This window comes from Streptomyces sp. NPDC005181, from assembly GCF_040608395.1.
GTDB lineage: Bacteria > Actinomycetota > Actinomycetes > Streptomycetales > Streptomycetaceae > Streptomyces.
This window is the reverse complement of record NZ_JBEXID010000012.1, coordinates 74777-96300: the sequence shown is the minus strand read 5'-3', so window position 1 is coordinate 96300 and position 21524 is coordinate 74777. Positions and strand designations below refer to the sequence as shown.

16 protein-coding genes, 2 tRNA genes and 1 pseudogene are annotated in these 21524 nt (G+C 70.5%); 4 read left to right on the top strand and 15 right to left on the bottom strand.

Translation table 11 applies throughout. The annotated features are described in order from the left end of the window. Positions 1–22 precede the first annotated feature (22 nt). The 4 genes from ABZV38_RS11440 to ABZV38_RS11425 form a co-directional block, all read right to left on the bottom strand. A complete protein-coding gene (locus ABZV38_RS11440) occupies positions 23–1657 on the bottom strand; it encodes an ATP-binding protein (protein ID WP_356326553.1) in 1635 nt (544 codons plus the stop codon). A 4-nt stretch (positions 1658–1661) separates the two neighbouring features. After that, positions 1662–2399: a response regulator transcription factor gene (locus tag ABZV38_RS11435; protein ID WP_356326552.1), complete on the bottom strand. Its 738-nt coding sequence runs from the start codon at positions 2397–2399 to the stop codon at positions 1662–1664. A 78-nt stretch (positions 2400–2477) separates the two neighbouring features. Continuing rightward, on the bottom strand, positions 2478–3356 hold the full coding sequence (locus ABZV38_RS11430; RefSeq protein ID WP_356326551.1) for an amidohydrolase family protein: 879 nt from the start codon (positions 3354–3356) through the stop codon (positions 2478–2480). Between the two features lie 86 nt (positions 3357–3442). Then, a complete protein-coding gene (locus tag ABZV38_RS11425) occupies positions 3443–4339 on the bottom strand; it encodes a DUF2797 domain-containing protein (RefSeq protein WP_356326550.1) in 897 nt (298 codons plus the stop codon). Between the two features lie 286 nt (positions 4340–4625). Between ABZV38_RS11425 and ABZV38_RS11420 the strand changes: the two are divergent. After that, positions 4626–5183: pseudogene (locus ABZV38_RS11420) on the top strand (site-specific integrase); the annotation flags it as partial. Positions 5184–6080: 897 nt separating this feature from the next. Here the strand turns inward: ABZV38_RS11420 and ABZV38_RS11415 are convergent. After that, positions 6081–6153 (bottom strand) — tRNA-Arg (locus tag ABZV38_RS11415). A 215-nt stretch (positions 6154–6368) separates the two neighbouring features. Beyond that, positions 6369–6459: transfer RNA gene (locus ABZV38_RS11410), tRNA-Ser, on the bottom strand. Between the two features lie 198 nt (positions 6460–6657). Here ABZV38_RS11410 and ABZV38_RS11405 point away from each other — a divergent pair. Together ABZV38_RS11405 and ABZV38_RS11400 are read left to right on the top strand one after the other, a co-directional pair. Next, positions 6658–7140: an SSI family serine proteinase inhibitor gene (locus tag ABZV38_RS11405; RefSeq protein ID WP_356326549.1), complete on the top strand. Its 483-nt coding sequence runs from the start codon at positions 6658–6660 to the stop codon at positions 7138–7140. A gap of 227 nt (positions 7141–7367) precedes the next feature. Further along, complete coding sequence (locus ABZV38_RS11400) at positions 7368–11390, top strand: PAS domain-containing protein (RefSeq protein ID WP_356326548.1); 4023 nt, start codon at positions 7368–7370, stop codon at positions 11388–11390. 81 nt (positions 11391–11471) lie between these two features. Here ABZV38_RS11400 and ABZV38_RS11395 read toward each other — a convergent pair whose 3' ends face one another. The 9 genes from ABZV38_RS11395 to ABZV38_RS11355 form a co-directional block, all read right to left on the bottom strand. Continuing rightward, a complete protein-coding gene (locus ABZV38_RS11395; RefSeq protein ID WP_356326547.1) occupies positions 11472–13121 on the bottom strand; it encodes a long-chain fatty acid--CoA ligase in 1650 nt (549 codons plus the stop codon). Positions 13122–13276: 155 nt separating this feature from the next. Then, on the bottom strand, positions 13277–13672 hold the full coding sequence (locus tag ABZV38_RS11390; protein WP_356326546.1) for a nuclear transport factor 2 family protein: 396 nt from the start codon (positions 13670–13672) through the stop codon (positions 13277–13279). Positions 13673–13856: 184 nt separating this feature from the next. After that, positions 13857–14540 carry a SigE family RNA polymerase sigma factor gene (locus ABZV38_RS11385; RefSeq protein WP_356326545.1) on the bottom strand — a complete coding sequence of 228 codons (684 nt, stop codon included), beginning with the start codon at positions 14538–14540 and terminating at the stop codon, positions 13857–13859. Positions 14541–14718: 178 nt separating this feature from the next. Further along, positions 14719–15888, bottom strand: coding sequence for a lipid-transfer protein (locus ABZV38_RS11380; RefSeq protein WP_356326544.1), 1170 nt, complete (start codon positions 15886–15888; stop codon positions 14719–14721). Next, on the bottom strand, positions 15885–16280 hold the full coding sequence (locus tag ABZV38_RS11375; RefSeq protein WP_356326599.1) for a MaoC family dehydratase: 396 nt from the start codon (positions 16278–16280) through the stop codon (positions 15885–15887). The genes ABZV38_RS11380 and ABZV38_RS11375 overlap by 4 nt, the downstream gene beginning before the upstream one ends. Beyond that, positions 16280–17371 carry an acyl-CoA dehydrogenase family protein gene (locus ABZV38_RS11370; protein WP_356326543.1) on the bottom strand — a complete coding sequence of 364 codons (1092 nt, stop codon included), beginning with the start codon at positions 17369–17371 and terminating at the stop codon, positions 16280–16282. The genes ABZV38_RS11375 and ABZV38_RS11370 overlap by 1 nt, the downstream gene beginning before the upstream one ends. A 1-nt stretch (position 17372) precedes the next feature. Further along, positions 17373–18308 (bottom strand): bifunctional MaoC family dehydratase N-terminal/OB-fold nucleic acid binding domain-containing protein, encoded by a 936-nt coding sequence (locus ABZV38_RS11365; RefSeq protein WP_356326598.1) that lies wholly within the window; start codon positions 18306–18308, stop codon positions 17373–17375. 68 nt (positions 18309–18376) lie between these two features. Further along, positions 18377–19579, bottom strand: coding sequence for an acyl-CoA dehydrogenase family protein (locus ABZV38_RS11360; protein WP_356326597.1), 1203 nt, complete (start codon positions 19577–19579; stop codon positions 18377–18379). A gap of 207 nt (positions 19580–19786) precedes the next feature. After that, positions 19787–20098 (bottom strand): hypothetical protein, encoded by a 312-nt coding sequence (locus ABZV38_RS11355; protein ID WP_356326542.1) that lies wholly within the window; start codon positions 20096–20098, stop codon positions 19787–19789. A gap of 427 nt (positions 20099–20525) precedes the next feature. Here ABZV38_RS11355 and ABZV38_RS11350 point away from each other — a divergent pair, with 427 nt between their 5' ends. Then, entirely contained in the window at positions 20526–21431 is a 906-nt protein-coding gene (locus ABZV38_RS11350) for a bifunctional DNA primase/polymerase (RefSeq protein ID WP_356326541.1), read from the top strand. Positions 21432–21524 lie beyond the last annotated feature (93 nt).

Sequence of the window (21524 nt, the reverse complement as noted above, 5' to 3'; positions counted from 1 at the left end):
TCGACACTCGCCAACTCCGCTGTCACACCGGTGTGACGGGCCTGTGGTTGTGCTGTGAGTGGGTACGGACCGGCGGAACAGCAGGCCGCACCACAGGCAGAACCGGCGGCAGCACCGCAGGCAGATGGACGGCGAAGACCGTGCACCCCGGCACCGACCGCACCTCCACCCGGCCGCCGTGCGCGGTGACGACAGCCTGCACGATGGCGAGGCCGAGCCCGGTGGAACCCGCGCTGCGCGAGCGCGACGCATCGCCGCGCGCGAACCGTTCGAAGACATGCGGCAGCAGCTGCGCCGGGATTCCCGGCCCGTCGTCCTGCACCTCCAGCGTCACCCACGGATGAGCGGCCCCGGTCCGTACGCGTGCGGTGACGGTGGTGCCGGGCGGGGTGTGCGTACGGGCATTGGCGAGCAGATTGACCAGCACCTGGTGGAGCCTGGTCGGATCGGCGTGCACGGTCGCCGGCTCGTCGGGGAGCTCCAGCCGCCAGTGATGACCCCGTTGCCCGGCTGCCCGGGCATCGCTCACCGCGTCGACGACGATCGGTGACAGATCAGTGCTCTCGTACGAGAGCGGGCGCCCGGCATCGAGGCGGGCGAGGAGCAGCAGATCCTCCACCATGCCCGTCATCCGTTCCGCCTCGGACTCGATCCGGCCCAGCGCGTGCCGGGTGTCGGGACCGGTCTCCTCGCGTCCGCGCCGGGTCAGTTCGGCGTAGCCGCGGATCGAGGCGAGCGGCGTCCGCAGCTCATGGCTGGCGTCCGCGACGAACTGCCGTACGCGCATCTCGCTCTCCTGGCGCACCGCCAGTGCCGACCCGACATGCCCCAGCATCCGGTTGAGTGCCGCACCCACCTGCCCGACCTCGGTCCGCGGATCCGCCTCGGCGGCCGGCACCCGCTCCAGAGGTGCCACCTCACCGCTGTGCAGCTGGAGTTCGGAGACCCGGGTGGCGGTCGCGGCGACCCGGCGCAGCGGCCGCAGCGCGACCCCGACCATGGCGGCCCCGGCGACCCCGGCGGCGATCAGCCCGGCCCCGGTGACACAGACCTCGACGAGGATCAGGGTGGTGAGGGCGCCGCGCACCTCGGCAGCGGGGATGCCGACGAGGACGGTCGTCGTCCTGTCCGCTCCCACGACCGCCTCCACGCGGTACGAGCCGAGTCCGGGCAGGACGATGCTCCGCGCCCGGTCCCCCACCTCGACGCCCGCCGCCTCCAGGGCTTTCTCCTCGGCGCCCTTCAGCGGCCTCTCACCGGCCGCGGCGCTCTGCTCGACGGCGGCGGAATTGTCCTGGACCACGCTCGACACAGTGATCGAACCGTCCACGGACACCGCACCGAGCGTGCCGAAAGGCTGCCCGCGGGCGTCTATGAAGGCCAGCGGATCGTCGTCCGGGCCGTCGGCGGGCATCGGCAGGCCATCCGCGTCGGCCACGCTGCCGCCCGGCGGCGGCTTCGAGGCCCGCATGGCGATGGAGTGCAGCTGGCCGTCGAGCTTGTCGTACATATATTTGTGGAAGGCGATGGTGGTGACCGAACCGATCACCGCGGCCACCACGGCGATGAGCGTCACCGCGGACACCACCAGCCGGGTCCGCAGCGTCCACGGCCCCCTTCCCCACCGCTCTCCGCGCCGCCGCGCCCGACTGCTCACCGGGCTATTCACCGGGCTTGATGAGATATCCGGCCCCGCGCCGGGTGTGGATCATCGGCGACCGTCCGGCATCGATCTTCTTGCGCAGATACGAGATGTACAGCTCGACGACGTTCGCCTGCCCGCCGAAGTCGTAGTTCCACACCCGGTCCAGGATCTGCGCCTTGCTCAGCACCCGTCGCGGATTGCGCATCAGGAAGCGCAGCAGCTCGAACTCGGTCGCGGTGAGGTGGATGGAGGTCGTCCCCCGGCACACCTCATGACTGTCCTCGTCGAGCACCAGGTCACCGACGACGAGCGTCGACTCGCTCCGTACCGTCGCCGTCCCGGACCGCCGGATCAGCCCGCGCAGCCGCGCCACGACCTCCTCCAGGCTGAACGGCTTCGTCACATAGTCGTCGCCGCCCGCCGTGAGTCCGGCGATCCGGTCCTCCACCGAGTCGCGCGCGGTCAGGAACAGCACGGGGACTTCGGAGAGGTCCCGGCGCAGCTTGCCGAGCACCGAGAGCCCGTCGGTGTCGGGCAGCATCACATCGAGGATCACCGCGTCGGGCCGGAAGTCGCGCGCCATGCGGACGGCACTCGCACCGTCCCCGGCGCTACGCACCTCCCAGCCCTCGTAACGCAGGGCCATGGAGAGCAGCTCGGCGAGCGGCGCCTCGTCGTCCACGACCAGCACGCGGACGGGATTGCGGTCCGGCCTGAGCAGTTCGGTACGCCCCTGGGGCGTGGTCGTCGTCATGCCTCAACCCTGTGAGACGCCTCTGAGAGGGTCCTTTCCCGATCCTGTGAATTCCCTGAGAAACCGGGAAGCGCGGGCTCAGCGCCGGTCGAACATCGCGTGCGCGTTCCCGTAGCAGACCGCCCGCAACCAGTCGTCCCCCAACTCCAGCCGATCCAGGGCATGCAGCTGGTGCACGTACGGGTACGGGATGTTCGGGAAGTCCGTCCCCAGCAAAATCCGGTCCCCGAGGTCGGCGAGCCGTCCGCGCTCCGCCGCCGGAAACGGCGTGAGGTCCTCCGAGAAGTCCGTGAACGCCATCGTCGTATCGAGCCGCACCTCCGGGTACGCCTCCGCCAGGGCCAGGAACTCCGCGTACTCGGGCATGCCCATGTGCGCCACCACCAGCCGCAGCCGCGGATGCCGGGCGAGCAGCCGGCCGATCGGCTCCGGGCCGGTGTACTTGCCGGGCGCGGGACCGGAACCACAGTGCATCACGACCGGCACCCCGGCCTCCGCCAGCAGTCCCCAGACCGGTTCGAGCAGGGGATCGTTCGCGTCGTACGCCCCGACCTGAAGGTGCGACTTGAAGATGCGCGCCCCCGCCTCGACCGCCTCGCGGACGTAACGCTCCACACCCTCCTCGGGAAAGAGGGTCGCGGTGTGCAGACAGTCGGGCACCCGCCGCGCGAAGTCGGCCGCCCAGCCGTTCAGCCAGGCCGCCATGCCCGCCTTGTGCGGGTAGAGCATCGAGGTGAACCGCCGCACGCCGAAGGACCGGAGCAGCGCGAGCCGTTCGTCCTCGTCGTGCCGATAGGCGATCGGCCACTCCATCCCGGTCAGCGGACCGGCGGAGTCGAAGTACGCCCACACCTTGCGGAGCACCTGCTCCGGCATGAAGTGGGTATGGACGTCGATCAGCCCCGGCAGCCCGAGCCGTTCCCAGAACCGCACCACGTCATCGCTGCCGCCATTCACCGCGCACTCCCTCGTCCGACCCGACCCGACCCGATCCGACCCGCCCCGATCCGACCCGCCCCGATCCGACCTGATCACCGACGATCTCAGAACAGCCCGTCCTGCACCCCGCCGCCCCCGATATCGGTCACCGGCACCGTCACGCCCGACCGCGCATCGGCCCCCGCCAGCTGCCATCCGGTCATCAGCCGGGTGTCCAGCACGACCACCCCGTCCACGGCCGCCAGATGCAGATCGGGCCCGGCGGCCGCGACCAGCCGCCCCGCGACCACCCCGCCGTCCGTCAACTCGGTCACCGCCCGTGCCACTTCGACCGGCCCGTCGAGCCCGAACAACCCGGTGTGATCGACGGGCTCGAACGGCAGCCGCTCCAGCGACTGCGGCCACCCGGCCCCCTCCCGCTCCAGCGCCGCCGCCCGCCCGTACAGCCCCTCGACCTCCGCGACCCGTTCCGCCGCCCCGGGCAGCGCGGCCCGCACCGCACGCTTGCGCACGTACGGGATCCGGTCCGGCACCCCCAGCGCCGACCGCAGCAGTTCCTCGGTCCGCCGCGCCGCCATCAGCGGTCCGCGTCCCAGCCAGCTGAAGACCACGGCCCCCTGCTCCCGCAGCCGCGCCGCACCCCGCTCCTCGGCGGTGATCCCGACCTTCACCATCGAGGGCCCGAACCAGGCGAGATAGACGCGGTACGTCCGCGGATCGTCGGCAATCGTGTCGGCGGCCACCGAATGCGCCCGGTCCAGCCGCGCGCACTCCGGGCACCGCGCCCCCGTACTCCGCCCGGACACCACGGCCTCCAGCGGACATACGTTTCCCCGCGCGCCCACACAATGCCGCTCACCGCCGGCGCGGAACCCGAGCTCCTTCCCGTACGCAAGGACACTCACCCGCGTCGAACCGGCCCCGCCCTTCGCCCCGTCCTTGTGCCACCCCAGGACGGGCCCTTCCTGGGGCCATCGCAACCCGGTGCAGTACCAGCTCATGCGTGCGATCGTAACGAGGCTCCGCGCCGGGGCCGGGATCCCGATGAACAGGGCGCGGAGGGAAGGACGATCGGCGAACGCGGGGACACGGGAATGGCGGCCGGGGGCATCTCGACGATCCGAACCGGCGCGGTGAGCGCCGGACGGGCTGTCAGCAGTACCGCACGCAGGGTGCGGGTCTTCGCCAGCTTGTCAGGACAAAGCGGTGTGGTCCTCGAGGCCGTGGTCAGCCGGTGCCGTTCGACGCTGTGCGAGCTACCCGGAGACGCGTGGCCCCCCGTTCACCGCGGCCTGGGTGCTCGTGCTGACCCTCGGCCTGCGTCGGGGTGAGGTGTTGGGACTCACGTGGAAGTCCATCGACTTCGAGACCGGCGAACTGTACGTGGACCATCAGATCCAGCGCGCCGGGTCTCAGATTCTCCACCGCGAGACCAAGACCGAGGATTCAGACGACTTCCTGCCGCTGCCCGCACTCTGCCTCAAGGCGCTCCGGATGCGCCGCGCTCAGCAGCTCGGCGACCGGAAGGCCGCGGGAGAACTCTGGCAGGACGCTCACGGCCTGGTCTTCACGACGAAGCACGGTACGCCGATCGAGCCGGGGAACCTCACCCGGATGTTCGCGCTGCGGGCTCGCCGTGCCGGCCTTCGGGTCATCCCGCTCCGGAACACCCGGCACACGTGCAGTTCGCTCCTGGTCGCCCTCAAGGTTCACCCGAAGATTGCTCAGCGGATCCTGCGGCACTCGCAGATCGCCATGACGATGGAGTTCTACGCCGAAGCGAGCGAGGAAGAAGTCCGCGACGCGATCGGCCGACTGTCAGACGCGATGGGCGGTACCGGCTAATCACCGCGTACCCGATAACAGCGCAGGCGACCCCGAAGCCCGGGGTCGCCTTGCGTATGGGGCCCTAGTCTGACGCGCCTTCAACAGTGAGCGAGTAGTCCACGCCGGTCGAGAAGTCATCAGACTGGCCGCGAATCTTCAGCGAATGTGACCCGGGTTCCAGCGGAGGCAACTGGACCCACAGGCCGCACCCGGTGGTTGTGCCGCGTCCGCCCGTTCCGGTGACAGCATTGTTTGCGACGGTCGCCACAGTGATCTTCTCTCCTCGGTGAGCGTCCGAATCGACCCGTTCGCCGTCCAGAACCGCCGACCCCTTGGCTGTCCTCATGAAGAGTGCGCAGTCCTCAGGACTTCCGAACAAGTTCACGAGGGGAAAGGCGACCGGAACTCCGTTGGGAACGGTGCATGTGCGGCTCGCCCGAGTGCCGAAAGTGCCGGCCAGGAACCACACATTTCGCGGCTGGTTGCGCCCACATGCGCTTCCGTCCTGGTCGGCAACAGGGTTGGTCTCCTCGGGCTCCGACGCTGCCCATGTCCACCATCGGCCCTGTAGGTCCGTAGAGGAGAGGCGAGTGTGCGCCGTCGCCGACGAGGTCTGGGGAGAAGGCACTGTCGATGCTCGCTTCACCGTGTCCTCTGGTCCTGCAGTTGTCGCAGTCCCACACCCCGCCGATGCGGCCAGGACTATGGCGGTGAGCCCAACCATTCCAGCCTTGAACTTCATGTATGCCCCTCCCGACGTCGCACAGGTGCCTCGTCTCTACGACTGGCGCGACGTGCGCGGTCACCCTACTCACGAGCTGGTCCCGCGCTTGGTGGGGCCCGTTGCTGTACTTCGCTGCTGTACGGGCCCAACGCAAGAGACCCCCGGATCTCTCCGGGGGTCTCTCAGCTGTGTGCACTCGGCAGGATTCGAACCTGCAACCTTCTGATCCGTAGTCAGATGCTCTATCCGTTAAGCTACGAGTGCTTGGCGTTCCGGGCTTTTCTGCCTGGTCGGCGTTGCGGGAACAACATTACATGACCTGCGCCGTCACGCGAAATCCATTAGCCACACCAGTCCTGACCTGCGAAAACGCCTGTCGGCGCCTCATTCGGCCACCTCGCCCCGCGCTGCCGCGAGCACGTTCCGCGTCCGGATACGACTGAAGCCCCGGCCAGTGGCTCGGGGCTTCAGCGATCAAGCGGAGGCGGAGGGATTTGAACCCTCGATGGGCTTTAAGACCCAAACCGCATTAGCAGTGCGGCGCCATAGACCGGACTAGGCGACGCCTCCAGCACACCCCGCGCGAGCGCGAGTGGTGCGTGCAGATGATGACACAGCTGAGTGCTGTCTCTCCAATCGCCGCCTACGGTACTAGGCAGTCGGCCGCGAGGGCAAAGCGTCCGGGTTGCGCAACGCCGAGGCGTGCGGAGCGTTAGTGATGACGGGGGTACCGCCTCCGCCGTTCTTCCGCGTCCACAGGAGCCCCGTATGCTGCGCCGCCTCGCCCTCACCGCTGTCGCATCCCTCGCCGTACTGTCGGCCGGCGCACCGGCCGCGACCGCCGCCACCGGCCCCCTGCCGCTGCTGCCCATTCCGCTGCCGGTGCTCCAGGGGGACGACGCCACCGAGAAGACCCAGCTGAGGGTGACGGTCTCGCACTCCGGCGACCGGGAGGCCGACGGCGTGTACGAGCTGCGGTGCCTCCCCGCGGGCGGCACCCATCCAGTGGCGCAGCAGGCCTGCGACCGACTGGCGGAGCTCGCGAAGCCCACGGACAGGAGTGACGGCAAGGACCCCTTCCGTCCGGTGCCCTCGGGCGCCATGTGCACCCAGCAGTTCGGCGGGTCGGCCACGGCCCGGGTCATCGGAACCTGGCGGGGACAGCACGTCGACGCCTCCTTCGACCGGACCAACGGCTGCGAGATCGCGCGCTGGAACACCCTGCGTCCGGTGCTCCCCAACGTCCGCTGACCAGGGGTGGCCAGGCCCGTCGCAGAACCCGTACCGGGCCCTTCACAGGACTCGCACAGGGTAGGAGTCGTACACCGTATGCACAGAACCTTGGTGAGAGCTCCCCCTCATCCGCCGTCGGATGCCCCTCCTCTGCCTTTAGACTCCTCCAGTGACAGCCTGCGGCCCGAGGGGCAAGATGGGGCCCGCTGTCGGCAAGGTGCGGTAATCAGGGAGGAAGCGTCGTCGTGAGCAGCAGGCCATCCCGAGGCGCTGCTCGCCTCGCAGCCATACTCGATGCCCTCCCGGACGGGCTGTTGCTCGTCAATTGCAACGGCACGGTCGTCAACGCCAACACCATCGCCCTCGAAATGTTCGAGACTCCAGGCACCGCGCTCGTCGGTCGTGGACTGCTCGATCTGCTGCCGGAGTTCGACTCCAAGCTGATTCCGGGGTCGATGCGCAGGCCCGAGGCCGCGGACGAGCGGGGTCGTACGAAGCCGACGCGGATGATCGCGCGGCGGACCGACGGCACCGAGTACCCGGTCGAGGTCACCAGCGCCAGCCTGGAGGACGGGCAGGCCGCGTACAACGACTTCCAGGCCGGCTACACCGGCAACTACACGGGTGACGAGCTGCTGATGCTCGTCGTACGGGATCTGTCGGGCACCGTCGACACCGAGGCCGAACTGGCCCGCTCGCAGCGGCAGACCGAGATGATTCTGCGGGCCGCGGCCGAGGGTGTCGTCGGTACGGACACGGACGGCCGGGTCGTTCTGGTCAACCCCGCCGCCGCGCAGATCCTCGGGTTCCGCGCCAGCGACCTGGGCGGCCAGGAGCTGCACCCGCTCATCCTCCACTCGCGTGCGGAGGGCGAGCCGTTCCCGTACGAGGAGTCGCCGCTCGCCGACACGCTCAAGTCCGGGCGCAAGCACCGGGTGCGCGGGCAGGTCCTGTGGTCCAAGAGCGGCGCGCAGGTGCCGGTCGACCTGACGACCGCGCCCGTCCGCGACGGGGACCAGCTGGTCGGCGCGGTGATGACGTTCACCGACCGCAGGCCGTACGAGGAACTCACCACGCAGCACACGGCGCAGCTCACCGAGCTGACCGAGAGCCACACCACCGAGGTCACCGAGCTCACCGGACGGCACACCGCCGAAGTCACCGAGCTCACCGAACGGCACACCGCCGAGCTGGCCGACCGGACCGAGCGGTACGCGGCGGAGCTGGAGGAGCAGGCCGATCAGATCACAGACCTGACCGCCCGGCACCACCAGCTGACCGCCGTACTCGGCGAGTCGCTGCGTGGCCCGCTGGAGGAGCTGCGCGGCGAGCTCTTCACGCTCGCCGCGGACCCGGCGGGCCAGCTGTGGCCCGAGGCCAACCAGATCCTGCACCACCTGGCCGCCGGCTACGCCCGCATGACGACGCTGGTCGACAACGTGCTGGGCTTCCAGCGGCTGGACAGCGGTGCGGAGCAGCTGGTCAAGGAGACGGTGCTGCTCGACGGCGTCGTGACGGCCGGTATCGACGCCGCCGTCGAGCTGATCGGCCCCGGCCGGGCCCAGTTCGCGGTGCACGCGCCGCCGATCGAGGCCGAGGTCGACGCGGGTCGGCTGGTGACCGCGCTCGCGCATCTGGTCGCGGATGTCGCCGGGGTCGACTCGACCGGGAAGGCACGGGTGGTGCCGGGCGGCGGCTATGTCGACTCGACGGTGGTCGTGGCGGCGGCGCAGCGCGGTGAGGTCGTACGGATCGAGGTGCGCGGACCGTTCGCCGGGGGAGACCCGGTGCACGAGCCGATCGTGCGCGGAATCGTACGGGCGCACGGCGGTGTGCTCCAGACGCACGAGATGCCGGGGATGAGCGGCAGCGCGTACGTACTCGAAGTGCCGCTGGGCGCGGGGTTGGGCACCGTGATGCCACCGGAGCCGCCGGTCGTGCCTGCACCGGCGGAGGCGACGGCCGGTGGTGTTGCCGGTGCCGGTGCCGTTCAGGAGCAGCCGGGCACGCCGGTCGGCGGGCGGCGCAGGGCCCGCAGGGCGTCGACGGATGCCTTCCTGGAGAGCCCGGTGGATGCGGCGGAAGCCGGGCCGGGGGCCGACACGGGGGCTGCGGAGCCGACCGGACGGCGCCGGGCGCGGCGTGAAGCGGTGGCACAGGAGGAGCCGGCTCAGCAGGGCCCGCAGTCGCCTCAGGCGCTCGTCCCGGCCCAGCAGCAGGGCGAGGGGTCGGGGCGCAGGCGGGGGAGGCCCAGCCCGGCCGAGGCGCCCGCACAGTCGCCACTGCCCGCACAGTCCACCCAGTCTCCGCAGCCGGGGCAGGGGCCCGGTCAGGCGTTGGCTCTGCCCAGGGCCGCAGCGCCGTCCGAGGGCTCCGTGGTGACGGCGGCCGAGGGCGCTCAGGGCGGTGGCGGCCGTCCGCAGCGCGGGCAGACCGTGCCGCCGCAGGGTGTTCCGGCCGAGATGCCGATGCCGGTGCCTGCGGGCGGACACCGGGCGCGTCAGGGCAACGAGAACCAGCTGGCCCTCCCGGCAGTCGCTCCCGCCGCCGGCCAGGGGCAGAGCGAGGGCGGCCTGCAGCCGGCCCAGCCGCAGCCGACCGGGCGGCGGGCCCGGCGGGCGCTCGGGACCGCGCAGGACCGGTCCGCTCCGGCTGAGCCGGCGGGGCCGCGGACCGCGTTCGCACTCCCGCCCGCCGAGGCCGACCGGATCCCGCCCACGGCCGGTGAGGCGGATGCCTCGCTGCCCGGACGCCACGACGCCGTACAGGCCCCGCAGGACGACGGCCACACGCCGCCGCAGGCACACCCCTCGCCGACCGGCCGCCGCCGGGCCCGTCACACCGACGCACCGCAGCAGCCGGTGCAGCCCGGACTGCCCGCGCAGCCCGGCGGCTGGACGGAGAACGGCACCTCGGGACAGGGCCCGGCCTCCCTGGCCACCCCCGGCGACGACTTGAACTGGACCGGAGCGGATCACACCACCCACACCACCGGCACCACCAACGCCGACGGTGCCGCGGAGAGCCGCCCGCGAGACACCGCACCCGAGCCCGTGCCCGCTCCCGCAGCCGAGCCCGCGCCGGACGCGCGGCACCAGCCGCTGCCCGCCGAGGCCCCCATGCCCGCCTCGGCGTCAGCATCCACGTCGTCCGACTCGACGCAGGGGCGCGCGTTCAGCGTGCGGACGCTCGGGCAGGGCGTGCCGTTCGTCCAGCACCTCGCCCATCAGCAGAACCAGACGCTCGGCGGCGCCGGGCGGCGCCGTAAGCTCGCCGCCCCGCCCGGGGCCGAGCGCGCCGGACAGCCCGTCGCCCAGCCGGCCGTCGCGCAGCCCGGTGCCGCACCGGCCGCTCCTGTGCAGCCCGCCGCCACTCCCACCACCAGCGCCTCCGGGCAGCTGATCTCCGCCCCTGCGGCCGAGGGACGCGCATACGCCATCGGGGCACCCGACGAGGGCGCCGAAGGTCCGGAGCCGCTGGACGGCCCGGGGGGCGCGGTCGAGGTCGCCAACCGCCCGTCGCCGCAGCCGGTCGACGACGAGCTGCCCCCGGAGCCGCTGGACAACCCGCGCCGGCTCCTCGTCTGGCCCGCGCCCGACGTCTCCACTCAGCAGGCGCTGAGCGACCGCGGCTACCGGCCGGTGATCGTGCACTCCCGCGAGGAGGTGGACGCCCAGATCGCGGCGTTCCCCGCCGCGCTCTTCGTGGACCCGCTGACCGGCCCCATCACCCGTACGGCACTGCAGTCGCTGCGCCAGGCGGCGGTCGCCGCAGAGGTTCCGGTGCTGGTGACGGCCGGTCTGGGGCAGGCGTCGCGGGAAGCAGCGTACGGTGCCGACCCCGCCGTACTCCTCAAGGCACTCGCTCCCCGCGACAGCGAGCAGCACCCGCCGCGGGTGCTGCTGATCGAGGAGCACGAGGAGATCGCGGTGGCGCTGACAGCCACGCTGGAACGCCGCGGCATGCAGGTCGCGCGGGCCGCCACCGACAACGAGGCGGTCGCGCTGGCCACCCGGATGCGGCCGAACCTGGTGGTGATGGACCTGATGCAGGTACGCCGCCGCCGGGCCGGGATCATCGACTGGCTGCGCGCGAACGGCCATCTCAACCGGACCCCGCTGGTCGTCTACACCTCGGCCGACATGAACCGGGCGGAGCTGCCGAAGCTCAGCTCGGGCGAGACGGTGCTGTTCCTGGCGGAACGCTCGACGAGCGAAGAAGTGCAGTCCCGCATCGTCGACCTGCTGGCGAAGATCGGCACGAACTGACCGACGGACGGACAGACACGACGAGGGCGGTACGGGAAACCCCGTACCGCCCTCGTCGTACGCGCCTGACGGACCCGTCGATCAGAGCTGGGTGATCTCCAGCTCGCCGGCCGCGTACTGCTTGCGGATCACCTTCTTGTCGAATTTACCGACGCTGGTCTTCGGCACCGACGCAATGAGCGTCCAACGTTCCGGCAGCTGCCACTTGGCTATCCCGGACTCCGCGAGGAACCCCTTCAAGGTCACGTAGTCGGCGGTGGCGCCGTCCTTGAGGACGACGGTCGCGAGCGGACGCTCGCCCCACTTCTCGTCCGGGACGGCGACGACGGCGGCCTCGGCCACATCCGGGTGCGCCATCAGGGCGTTTTCCAGCTCGACGCTCGAAATCCACTCCCCGCCGGACTTGATGACGTCCTTGGCGCGGTCGGTGAGGGTGAGGAAGCCGTCCTCGCTGATGACGCCGACGTCACCGGTCTTCAGCCAGCCGTCCTCGCTGAACTTGTCCTCGGGGCGCAGCGCCTCGCCGTCCGCGCCTCCGTAGTACGCACCTGCGATCCAGGGGCCGCGCACCTCCAGCTCACCGGCCGACTCGCCCTCCCAGGGCAGATGCTCGCCTCTGGGGCCGACCAGCCGCGCCTCGACGCCGGCCGGGAAACGGCCCTGGGTGATCCGGTACGGCCACTCCTGCTCCTCCGTCAGACCGGCGGGCGGGTTGGCCATGGTGCCGAGCGGCGACGTCTCCGTCATGCCCCAGGCGTGGCAGAGGCGGACGCCCAGCTTGTCGTACGCCTCCATCAAAGAGGGCGGGCAGGCGGAGCCACCGATGGTGACGCGGGCCATCGAGGTCAGATCGCGCGGGTTGGCGGTGACTTCGGCGAGGAGCCCCTGCCAGATGGTGGGGACGGCGGCGGCGTGGCTCGGCTTCTCACGCTCGATCATGTCGGCGAGCGGGGCGGGCTGCAGGAAGCGGTCCGGCATGAGCATGTTGACGCCGGTCATGAACGTCGCGTGCGGCAGACCCCAGGCGTTGACGTGGAACTGGGGGACGACCACCAGCGTGGTGTCCTTTTCGGTCAGCCCCATCGACTCGGCCATGTTGACCTGCATGGAGTGCAGGTAGATGGAGCGGTGCGAGTAGACGACACCCTTGGGGTCGCCGGTGGTGCCGGAGGTGTAACACATGGCGGCGGCCTGGCGTTCGTCCAGCTCGGGCCAGTCGTAGCTGGTCGGGCGGCCGGCGATCAGCTCCTCGTAGTCGTGCACCCGCGGCACGGCGCCGTCGAGCACCGAACGGTCGCCGGGCCCCACGACCACCACATGCTCGATCGACGTCAGGTGGGGGAGGAGCGGCGCAAGAAGCGGCAGCAGCGAGCCGTTGACGAGGACGACCTTGTCATCCGCGTGCTTGACGACCCAGATCAACTGCTCGGCGGGAAGCCGCAGGTTGAGCGTGTGGAGCACGGCGCCCATGGAGGGGATCGCGAGATACGCCTCGACGTGCTCCGCGTTGTTCCACATCAGGGTGGCCACTCGCTGGTCGCCGACGACACCGAGCTCGTCGCGCAGGGCGTGGGCGAGCTGGTTGGCACGGCGGCCCACTTCGGCGAAGCTTCGCCGCTGCGGCTCGGGCTCGCCGGTCCAGGTCGTGATCTGAGACTTCCCATGGATCGTCATCCCATGCGTCAGGATGCGGGTGACAGTCAGCGGTACGTCCTGCATGGTGCTCAGCACGGCGTCCTCCCGGTGGGCGCTACGCGGCAGTAAGGTTCCGCTGATTCTGCGCACATACCGCTCGGTATGTCACTACTCCCGGGAGTACGAATCGGTTTCCGTCGAATACCTCCGGCCGGAATGCCGGAGGGTCCCGCGGTCCGAGGAACCGTGAATCAGGACCAGAACTCGTCGCTGACCTCGATGTCTTCCATGCACTCGTCAAGGTCGGTGGCCTTGTCACCGATGATCCGGAAGACGATCGCGCCCATGGCGTCGATCGTCCGTCCCTTGCGCTTCGCCATGACCCGATGCACAGACACTGCGTGCCCCCGGCCGTCGACCAGCACATTCAACAGCGTGGCCGTCATCGTGCCGTCCGATTCCTCGGCCAGCCGCCGGTAGTACGCCAGCATCTCGTCCCGGCCCTTGTAGTCACCGGAGAGTGGGCTGCTGCCCGGGACATGATGGGTCGCGTCGCCCGCCAGCAGCTCCGCCAGCGCCTCCATGTCACCGCGGTTGAACGCTTCGTAGCCCTTGCGGACCAGCGCGGCGTGCGGATGTTCAGCCATGACCGTCGCCACCTTTCTCGGCTCCTGGTTTCCCGGTGTCCTGGGAGGAAGGCTGATACCCCCAACCGTCGCACCACCCCGGACACCTCGCGAGCCCGCACCTGCCCGTCTGCCGGCCGGTCCGCCCGGCCGTCGGCCAGCCGGTCGGCCCGGCGTGCTGCCGGCCCGCCGGCGACGTTCGGGCTCAGCGCACGGGGATCAGCTCCGGGTCCTCGCGGAGCTTGCCGAGCGCTCGTGAGACCGCGCTCTTGACGGTGCCGATGGATACGCCGAGCACCTCGGCCGTCTGCGCCTCGCTGAGATCCTCGTAGTAGCGCAGGACGACCATCGCCCGCTGCCGGTCCGGGAGCTTCAGCACGGCCCGCCACATCGCGTCGTGCAAGGATTGCTGCTCGGCAGGATCGGGCGCCGGAGCGGCCTCCTGCTCGGGCAGTTCGTCGCAGGCGAACTCGTCGACCTTGCGTTTGCGCCACTGCGAGGTCCGGGTGTTCAGCAGCGCCCGGCGGACATAGCCGTCGAGCGCCCGGTGGTCCTCGATCCGCTCCCACGCCACGTACGTCTTGGTGAGCGCGGTCTGCAGCAGATCCTCGGCATCACTCGGGTTTGCGGTGAGCGAGCGCGCGGTACGCAGCAGCACGGGCCCCCGCGCCCGCACGTACGACGAGAACGACGGGTACGGAACGTACGGAGCACGCGCCCCGTACGGAGTGAGCGCGGTGTGCGAGGAGTGCGCTGTGTGCGAGGTGGCGTGCGACGCCTGCGTGGTGGCCGATGCGTGCTGCGTGTGCGACGCCGGCGAGGTGTGCGGCGCGTATCCGGTGGCGGCAGCGGCTCCCCTGGAGGCGCCCGTGCAGACTGGCGTGGTCATAGGTCCACGCTAGGAGTGGGCACTACCCCGGGGGATCGGCCCCAGGTCCCGAAGCCACGTCCGCCTCAGGTTGTAGGGGTGGGGGCGACCCCACCTCCTGAAGGAGTAGGGGCCGTCATCCGGACTCAGGGCCGCCCCGGACGGACCCACCGCCCCCACCGGCGCCGTCGCGCTCCCGTCATCCACCGTCCGTGCCCAGTATCAGTCCCGAGGTGGGGACCCCCGTGCCTGCCGTCACCAGCGTTCTGGCCGCCCCGGGTACCTGGTTCACCGACGTGTCCCGGATCTGCCGGACCGCCTCCGCAATGCCGTTCATCCCGTGCAGATAGGCCTCCCCCAACTGGCCTCCATGTGTGTTCAGCGGCAGCGCGTCGTCCGCCACGAAGTCGGCGGCCTCGCCCGGTCCGCAGAATCCGAACTCCTCCAGCTGCATCAGCACGAACGGGGTGAAGTGGTCGTAGAGGATGCCCACATCGATGTCGGAGGGAGCGAGTCCGGAGGTACGCCAGAGCTGTCTGGCGACGACGTCCGTCTCCGGCAGTCCGGTCAGCCCGTCACGGTAGAAGCTGGTCATCTGTTCCTGCGCCCGCCCGGCACCCTGCGCGGCGGCGACGATCACCGCAGGTGGCCGGGGAAGGTCGCGGGCCCGCTCGGCACCGGTGACGACGATCGCCTGTCCGCCGTCGGTCTCCTGACAGCAGTCGAGCAGTCGCAGAGGTTCGACGATCCAGCGCGATGCGGCGTGATCGGCAAGCGTGATCGGCTTCTCGTAGAAGTACGCCGCCGGATTGCGCGCGGCATGGCGCCGGTCGGTGACCGCGACATGGCCGAAGACTTCCGGCGTCAGGTTGTACGTGTGCAGGTAGCGCTGGGCGGCCATGGCCACCCAGGAGGCCGGGGTGAGCAGTCCGAAGGGGAGATTCCAGCCGAGCGCAGTCCCCTCAGCCGTCGGTTCCCGGTGCTGCACACCGGAACCGAAGCGGCGCCCCGAACGCTCGTTGAACGCGCGGTAGCAGACCACGACATCGGCCACCCCGCTCGCCACGGCGAGCGCCGCCTGCTGCACGGTGGCGCAGGCTGCCCCACCCCCGTAGTGGATGCGGGAGAAGAACGACAGCTCCCCGATGCCGGCCGCCTGGGCAACCGTGATCTCGGGGCTGGTGTCCATCGTGAAGGTGACCAGGCCGTCGACATCGGCGGGGGTCAGCCCGGCGTCGTCGAGAGCGGCCTGCACCGCCTCGACGGCCAGCTTCAGTTCGCTGCGCCCGGAGTCCTTGGAGAACTCGGTCGCCCCGATCCCGACGATCGCGGCCCGACCGCCGAGCGAATCTGCGCTGCGCAGGCTCATACGGATCCTTCTGGGACGCTGACGGTCACCTTGCCGGTGACGTGCGTGCCGAGACCATTGGCTCCGACGACCGTCACCTCGGCCGTCCCGTCGTCGCCGAGGGCCGTGACGGTGCCGCTCATCACCATGGTGTCCCCCGGATAGTTGGGTGCGCCCAGCCTGATGGCGACCTTGTGGAGCACCGCCGAGGGCCCGAAGTGGTCGGTGACGTACCGCCCGACCAGGCCGTTGGTCGTCAGGATGTTCATGAAGATGTCCGGGGAGCCCTTCTGCTGTGCGAGCTCGGCGTCATGGTGCACGTCCTGGTAGTCGCGGGAGGCGATGGCGCCCGCGACTACCAGGGTGCGGGTCACCGCGACCTCCAGCGGTGCCAGCTCCTCGCCGACCTTCATCACGATCCCTCCTTCACCAGCAACTGACCCAGCTCCTCCAGCACTTCGCTGCCGCATCCCAGATAGGCATCGAGCTGGCGGCCCCAGAGGAAGTGCCGGTGCACGGGGTGGTCGAGATCGGCGCCCGTCCCGCCGTGCAGATGCTGTCCGGCATGCACGACCCTCTTGCCCGCCTCCGACGCCCACCAGGCCGCGGTCAGCGCCTGGGCCGCGTACGGCAGCCCCTTGTCGTGGCGCCACGCCGCCTCGTACGCGGTGACCCGTATTGCCTCGGTGTCCATATGGGCATCGGCAGCACGCAGCAGCACCCCCTGGTTGGTGGAGAGCGGGCGCCCGAACTGCTCCCTGGTGGTGGCGTGGGCGACCGCCCGGGCCAGCGACCCGGCGCACACCCCGGCCTGCAACCCCGCGAACGCGGTACGGCTCGCGGCCAGCACGGCTCCGTACACCGTCGTTCCGGTGTCGCCCTTCGTCCCCGTGTTCGTCGCCGTGCTCGCCCTCGGCCGTCCCTCTGGTCCACCGAGCTGCTCGCCGGGTGCCCGGTCCAGGACGAGCCGGGCCGCCGACCACGGAGCCGTGGTCTCCACGGGCGTCACCACCACACCCGGATCAGCGGTCCGTACGATCCACAGCGCTCGGTCCGCGTCCGCCACGAGCACCACGGTGGCGTCGCGCAGCCACGGCACATAGGGCACGATGCCGCTCAACCGCCCTTCCCCGTCGGCCCGTAGACCATCGCGTGCCGGGAACACGCCGGTGGCGACAGCAGTGCCGTCCCGCAGCGGCGGAAGCAGTCGCTCCCGCTGTTCGTCCGTACCGTGCTCGGCGACGGCAAGCAGCCCGTACGCACATGTCGCCGCGAACGGCACCTGCGCGGTCGTTCTCCCCTGCTCCTCCAGCAGCAGCACCAGGCCCAGCAGTCCGATCTCCTCGACGGCGGCGGTCAGCCCGGCCGCGCACAGCTCCTTCCACAGCGCGGTGTCCGTCCCGGTCCCGGCGGCGGCCAGCCGCTCGTGCGTGGCCAGATCGCCGAAGATCTGCGCGGCGAGACCCTGCGCCGCGGTCTGCTCCTCCGTGGGCGTGAAGTCCATGTCAGCCCTCGCTCCCCCGGAAGACCGGCAACTCCAACTCGGGGTCCGTGCGCAGAAATTCCAGCCTGACCGGCATCCCCGTCCGCACCTTGTCGTACGGCACACCGACCACATTGCTGACCATCCGTACGCCCTCCGCCAGCTCTATCAGCGCCACCGCGTACGGCCCGGCGTCGTCGGACGCGCCGAAGGCGGGGAAGGGCGGGTGGTGCATCACGACATAGCTGAAGACGGTGCCCTCACCGCTCGCCTCGACCGTGTCCCACTCCTGGCACCCGCACTCATTGCACCCGGGCAGCCAGGGAAAACGCAGGGTCTCGCACTCCCCGCACCGCTGGATGAGCAGTTTGTGCTCGGCGACGCCCTGCCAGAACCCGGCGTTGTCCCGATTGATCACCGGCCTCGGCCGCAGACTCCGGCCGCCTTGCTTCACCCCCGGCGGCCCTCCCGTCCTCGTCCCACGCCTCATCGCCGCGGGCGTGTACTTGAGGATCCGGAAGCGGTGTGTACCGGCCGGCTCCCCGGCTGCCCGGACATCCATCCGCGTCGTGACGAAGTAGCCCATCCCCAGCTTGGTCGCCTTCCGCTCCGACACCGACTCGATCACCGCGTCGAAGGTGATCCGGTCCCCGGGCCGCAGCGGCCGCAGATACTCCTGCTCGCAGTCGGTCGCGACCACCGAGGTGTACCCGGCGCCGTCGAGGAGGGCGAACAGCTCGTCGTACGCCCGGGAACGGTCCGAGTGCCCCGACAGTCCGCCCATCGTCCACGCCTGCAGCATCGTCGGCGGAGCAATCGCCCCGGGCCCCGCGTATGCCGGGTTCTTGTCGCCCATGGCCTCGCACCAGTGCCTGATCATCGGCTCGTTGACCAGGTCCTTGCCGACGCCCGCGGTGGCGGCGGCCCGCCCCTCGTACACCCTGAGCCGCTCGTACAGCTCGTCCGACCCGCTCTGCCCGCCGCGCCCGTCCTGAGCGCTCCCGCCCTGCTCGTACCGCGCGTCCGTCACCGCTTCCCCCTCTTCATGCCGAGCCGCATCGTCGCGACGATCTCCCGCTGCACCTCGCTCACCCCGCCCCCGAAGGTGTTGATCTGCGCCGCTCTGTTCATCCGCTCCAGCTCCCCGTCCCCGAAGGAGCCGAGCGAACCGCCCCGGACCATTCCGGCCTCGCCCGTGATTTCCTGGCACATTCGATACACCTCGACGGCCGATTCGGTTCCCACGAATTTCACGCCGCTCGCCTCGCCGGGGGCCAGCGAGCCCGCCCCCACATCCCCCACCAAACGCCAGTTGAGCAGGCGCGTCGCCGCCAGCCGGGCATAGGCCTCGGCCAGCCGGGACCGCACCCACGGCTCGTCAACCGGGCGTCGCCCACTCACCGGATCGGGGGTACGGGCGTGGGCGAGCGCCGCCTCGTAGAACTCCTCGGCCTGCATCCCGATCGCAGCCAGCGCCACCCGCTCGTGGTTGAGCTGGTTGGTGATCAGCCCCCAGCCGCCGTTCTCCTCGCCGACCAGATTCGTGGCGGGTACCCGTATCCCGTCGTAATAGGTGGCCGTCGTAGTCAGACCACCCACGGTCTCTATGGGGGTCCAGGCGAACCCGGGGGCGTCCGTCGGGACCAGGATGATCGAGATGCCCTTGTGCTTGGGCGCATCCGGATCCGTACGGCAGGCGAGCCAGATCCAGTCCGCGTTCTGCGCATTGCTGGTGAAGATCTTCTGCCCGTCGATCACCCAGTCGCCGCCGTCCCGCACCGCCCTGGTGCGCAACGCGGCCAGGTCCGTGCCGGCCTCCGGCTCGCTGTAACCAATCGCGAAGACGAGGTCGCCGTCCAGAATCCGCGGCAGGAAGTATGCCTTCTGCGCCTCGGTCCCGTACTTCATCAGGGTCGGGCCGACGGTGTTGAGCGTGACCATGGACACGGGCGCACCCGCCCGGTACGCCTCGTCGAAGAAGACGAACTGCTCGTCGGGCCCGCGGCCCTGGCCTCCGTACTCGACGGGCCAGCCCAGTCCGAGCATCCCGTCGGCGCCGATCCGACGCAGCAGCCGGCGCTGCTCTACCGGATCACCGGCACGTCTTGGCCGCATCCCGGACATCACATCCGCCCCGGAGGCCGCGTCCGGCCCGGTGATCACATCGCGGAAGTAGGTGCGGAGCTCGGCGCGCAGCTGCTGCTGACGCTCCGTCGGGGCGAGGTGCACGGCGGCGGACCTCCCGGACGTGGGCGTACGGATCAGGGATTTCTGACTGTCCGTCAGATTCATGGCCACTGTCAAGGTCGACGCCGCCCCAACACCCCCGCGCGGACAAGGGAACGGCCTGCGTGAAGACGTCGAAGCGCCTTCACGCAGGCCGTTGTCGATCCCGCCGCGCACCGGCCCCCCGACCGGCCCGCAGCGAGCCCCTGCTCACCAAAGATTGGTGAAGTTCACCGCGATGTTCTTGTTGGACTGGTAGATCGCAGTGAACGCCGAGCCCTTCACCTGTGCCGAGTTGCTCTGGTTCGATGCCCCGGAACCGGTGGCCTGCTGCTGGGACGTCGACGAGTTGCCGGAGTTGTTCCCCCCGACTCCACTGCCACCGATCGTCGCAACGCCCGCGTTCGACCCGTCGTCCGCGAACGAGCCGTTGTCGGCCTGGGCCACGCCGCTGAAGAGTGCGACGGCGAGGGGCAGTGCGGCAACAACGGTGAGGGCGCGAGCGGTACGGATGCTTGCCATGTCAATTTCCTCCAGGAACCGAAAGTGCGGCTGGTTTCGAGGCAGTTGGCCGGCCGCCTCGCTTTTGGTCACGACGTCGCGAGACGAAAGTTGCCCACCGAATTCCCGGCGAACCACCCAGGCCCACCGATTCCCCCGCAAGCATGAGGAACACCCGATAAACCTCCTGCCCGCCGAAAAACCCCAGCTCACGCCCGGCGCACTCCTCGGCACCGCTCGATCCAGCGCACCCCAAGAGGAAAAGCGTTTCGGCGCATTTTCTGCCATTCCACCCCGACCGATCCAGCCCACCGATCCAGCCCACCGATCCGGGCCGACCGATCCGGGCCGACCGATCGAGAGTGACCGATCCAGCCCTGCCGCCCACCGCCGCGCCCCCCTCTCGCCACCCCTTCCCATCTTCGAACAGTTGTACGAAAATAGAGCTATGGCCATCACCGACCGGCAGACCGCCACCCTGGCCCTCGCCCACGCGCTCTCCGCCGCCGAGCACGGGCTCCCCGTCATTCCGCTGTCCGCCACCAAGCTCCCCGCCCTGCGCTCTCCCCACCACGACGAGGACCGGCCGGTCACGTGCCGAGGCGCCTGCGGCCTCCCCGGACACGGCGTCCACGACGCCACCACGAACCCTGCCGCCGTACGCGCCCTCTTCGCCGCCGCCCCGTGGGCCACCGGTTACGGAATCGCCTGCGGCCGGGGCCCGCACCACCTCATCGGTATCGACCTCGACATCGACACCACCGGCCGGAACGACTCCGCGGCAGCCCTCCAGCAGCTGGCCCTGCACCACCTGTTCACCATCCCGCCGACGGTCACGGTGATCACTCCCAGCGGCGGCCGCCACATCTGGCTCACCGGCCCGCCGGGCGTATCCGTACCGAACTCCGCAAGCCGTTTGGCCCCCGGCATCGATATCCGCGGCGCGAGCGGGTACCTGGTCGGCCCCGGCTCGGTCACCTCCCGCGGCACCTACCGTCTCGCCCCCGGCTCCGCCGATCTCTCCCCTGCCCCCTGCCCCCGCACGCTCCTCCGTCTGCTCACGCCCCCCGTACGCCCTCACCACCCCCCGGGCCGCCCCCACCATGGCCAGGGCCTGGTCCAGTTCGTTCTCGCGGCACACGAAGGGCAGCGCAACACCCGTCTCTTCTGGGCTGCTTGCCGTGCGTACGAACACGGCTTCGGGGACGCCCTGGCGGACGCCCTCGCCAACGCCGCCGTCCGCACCGGCCTCACCGAACACGAGGCCCGGGCCACCATCGCCTCAGCCGCCCGCCTCACCTCCGGCCGCCCCATGGGCCCGGAGAACACCGACCGTCCCGACCGATCCCTCTGAGCGCCCGCCCCGAGCGGTCTCCTCGCCATCGGTCCGGCGCTGTCGGCCACGCACGCAGAAGGGGCGCCCTCTCGGACGCCCCTTCACAGGTGT

Excerpts from the sequence above, each read along its gene's own strand:
- ABZV38_RS11435 (WP_356326552.1), bottom strand. The coding sequence starts at position 2,399 with ATGACGACGACCACGCCCCAGGGGCGTACCGAACTGCTCAGGCCGGAC.
- ABZV38_RS11425 (WP_356326550.1), bottom strand. The coding sequence starts at position 4,339 with ATGAGCTGGTACTGCACCGGGTTGCGATGGCCCCAGGAAGGGCCCGTC.
- ABZV38_RS11405 (WP_356326549.1), top strand. The coding sequence starts at position 6,658 with ATGCTGCGCCGCCTCGCCCTCACCGCTGTCGCATCCCTCGCCGTACTG.
- ABZV38_RS11390 (WP_356326546.1), bottom strand. The coding sequence starts at position 13,672 with ATGGCTGAACATCCGCACGCCGCGCTGGTCCGCAAGGGCTACGAAGCG.
- ABZV38_RS11385 (WP_356326545.1), bottom strand. The coding sequence starts at position 14,540 with ATGACCACGCCAGTCTGCACGGGCGCCTCCAGGGGAGCCGCTGCCGCC.
- ABZV38_RS11380 (WP_356326544.1), bottom strand. The coding sequence starts at position 15,888 with ATGAGCCTGCGCAGCGCAGATTCGCTCGGCGGTCGGGCCGCGATCGTC.
- ABZV38_RS11375 (WP_356326599.1), bottom strand. The coding sequence starts at position 16,280 with ATGAAGGTCGGCGAGGAGCTGGCACCGCTGGAGGTCGCGGTGACCCGC.
- ABZV38_RS11370 (WP_356326543.1), bottom strand. The coding sequence starts at position 17,371 with ATGGACTTCACGCCCACGGAGGAGCAGACCGCGGCGCAGGGTCTCGCC.
- ABZV38_RS11355 (WP_356326542.1), bottom strand. The coding sequence starts at position 20,098 with ATGGCAAGCATCCGTACCGCTCGCGCCCTCACCGTTGTTGCCGCACTG.
- ABZV38_RS11350 (WP_356326541.1), top strand. The coding sequence starts at position 20,526 with ATGGCCATCACCGACCGGCAGACCGCCACCCTGGCCCTCGCCCACGCG.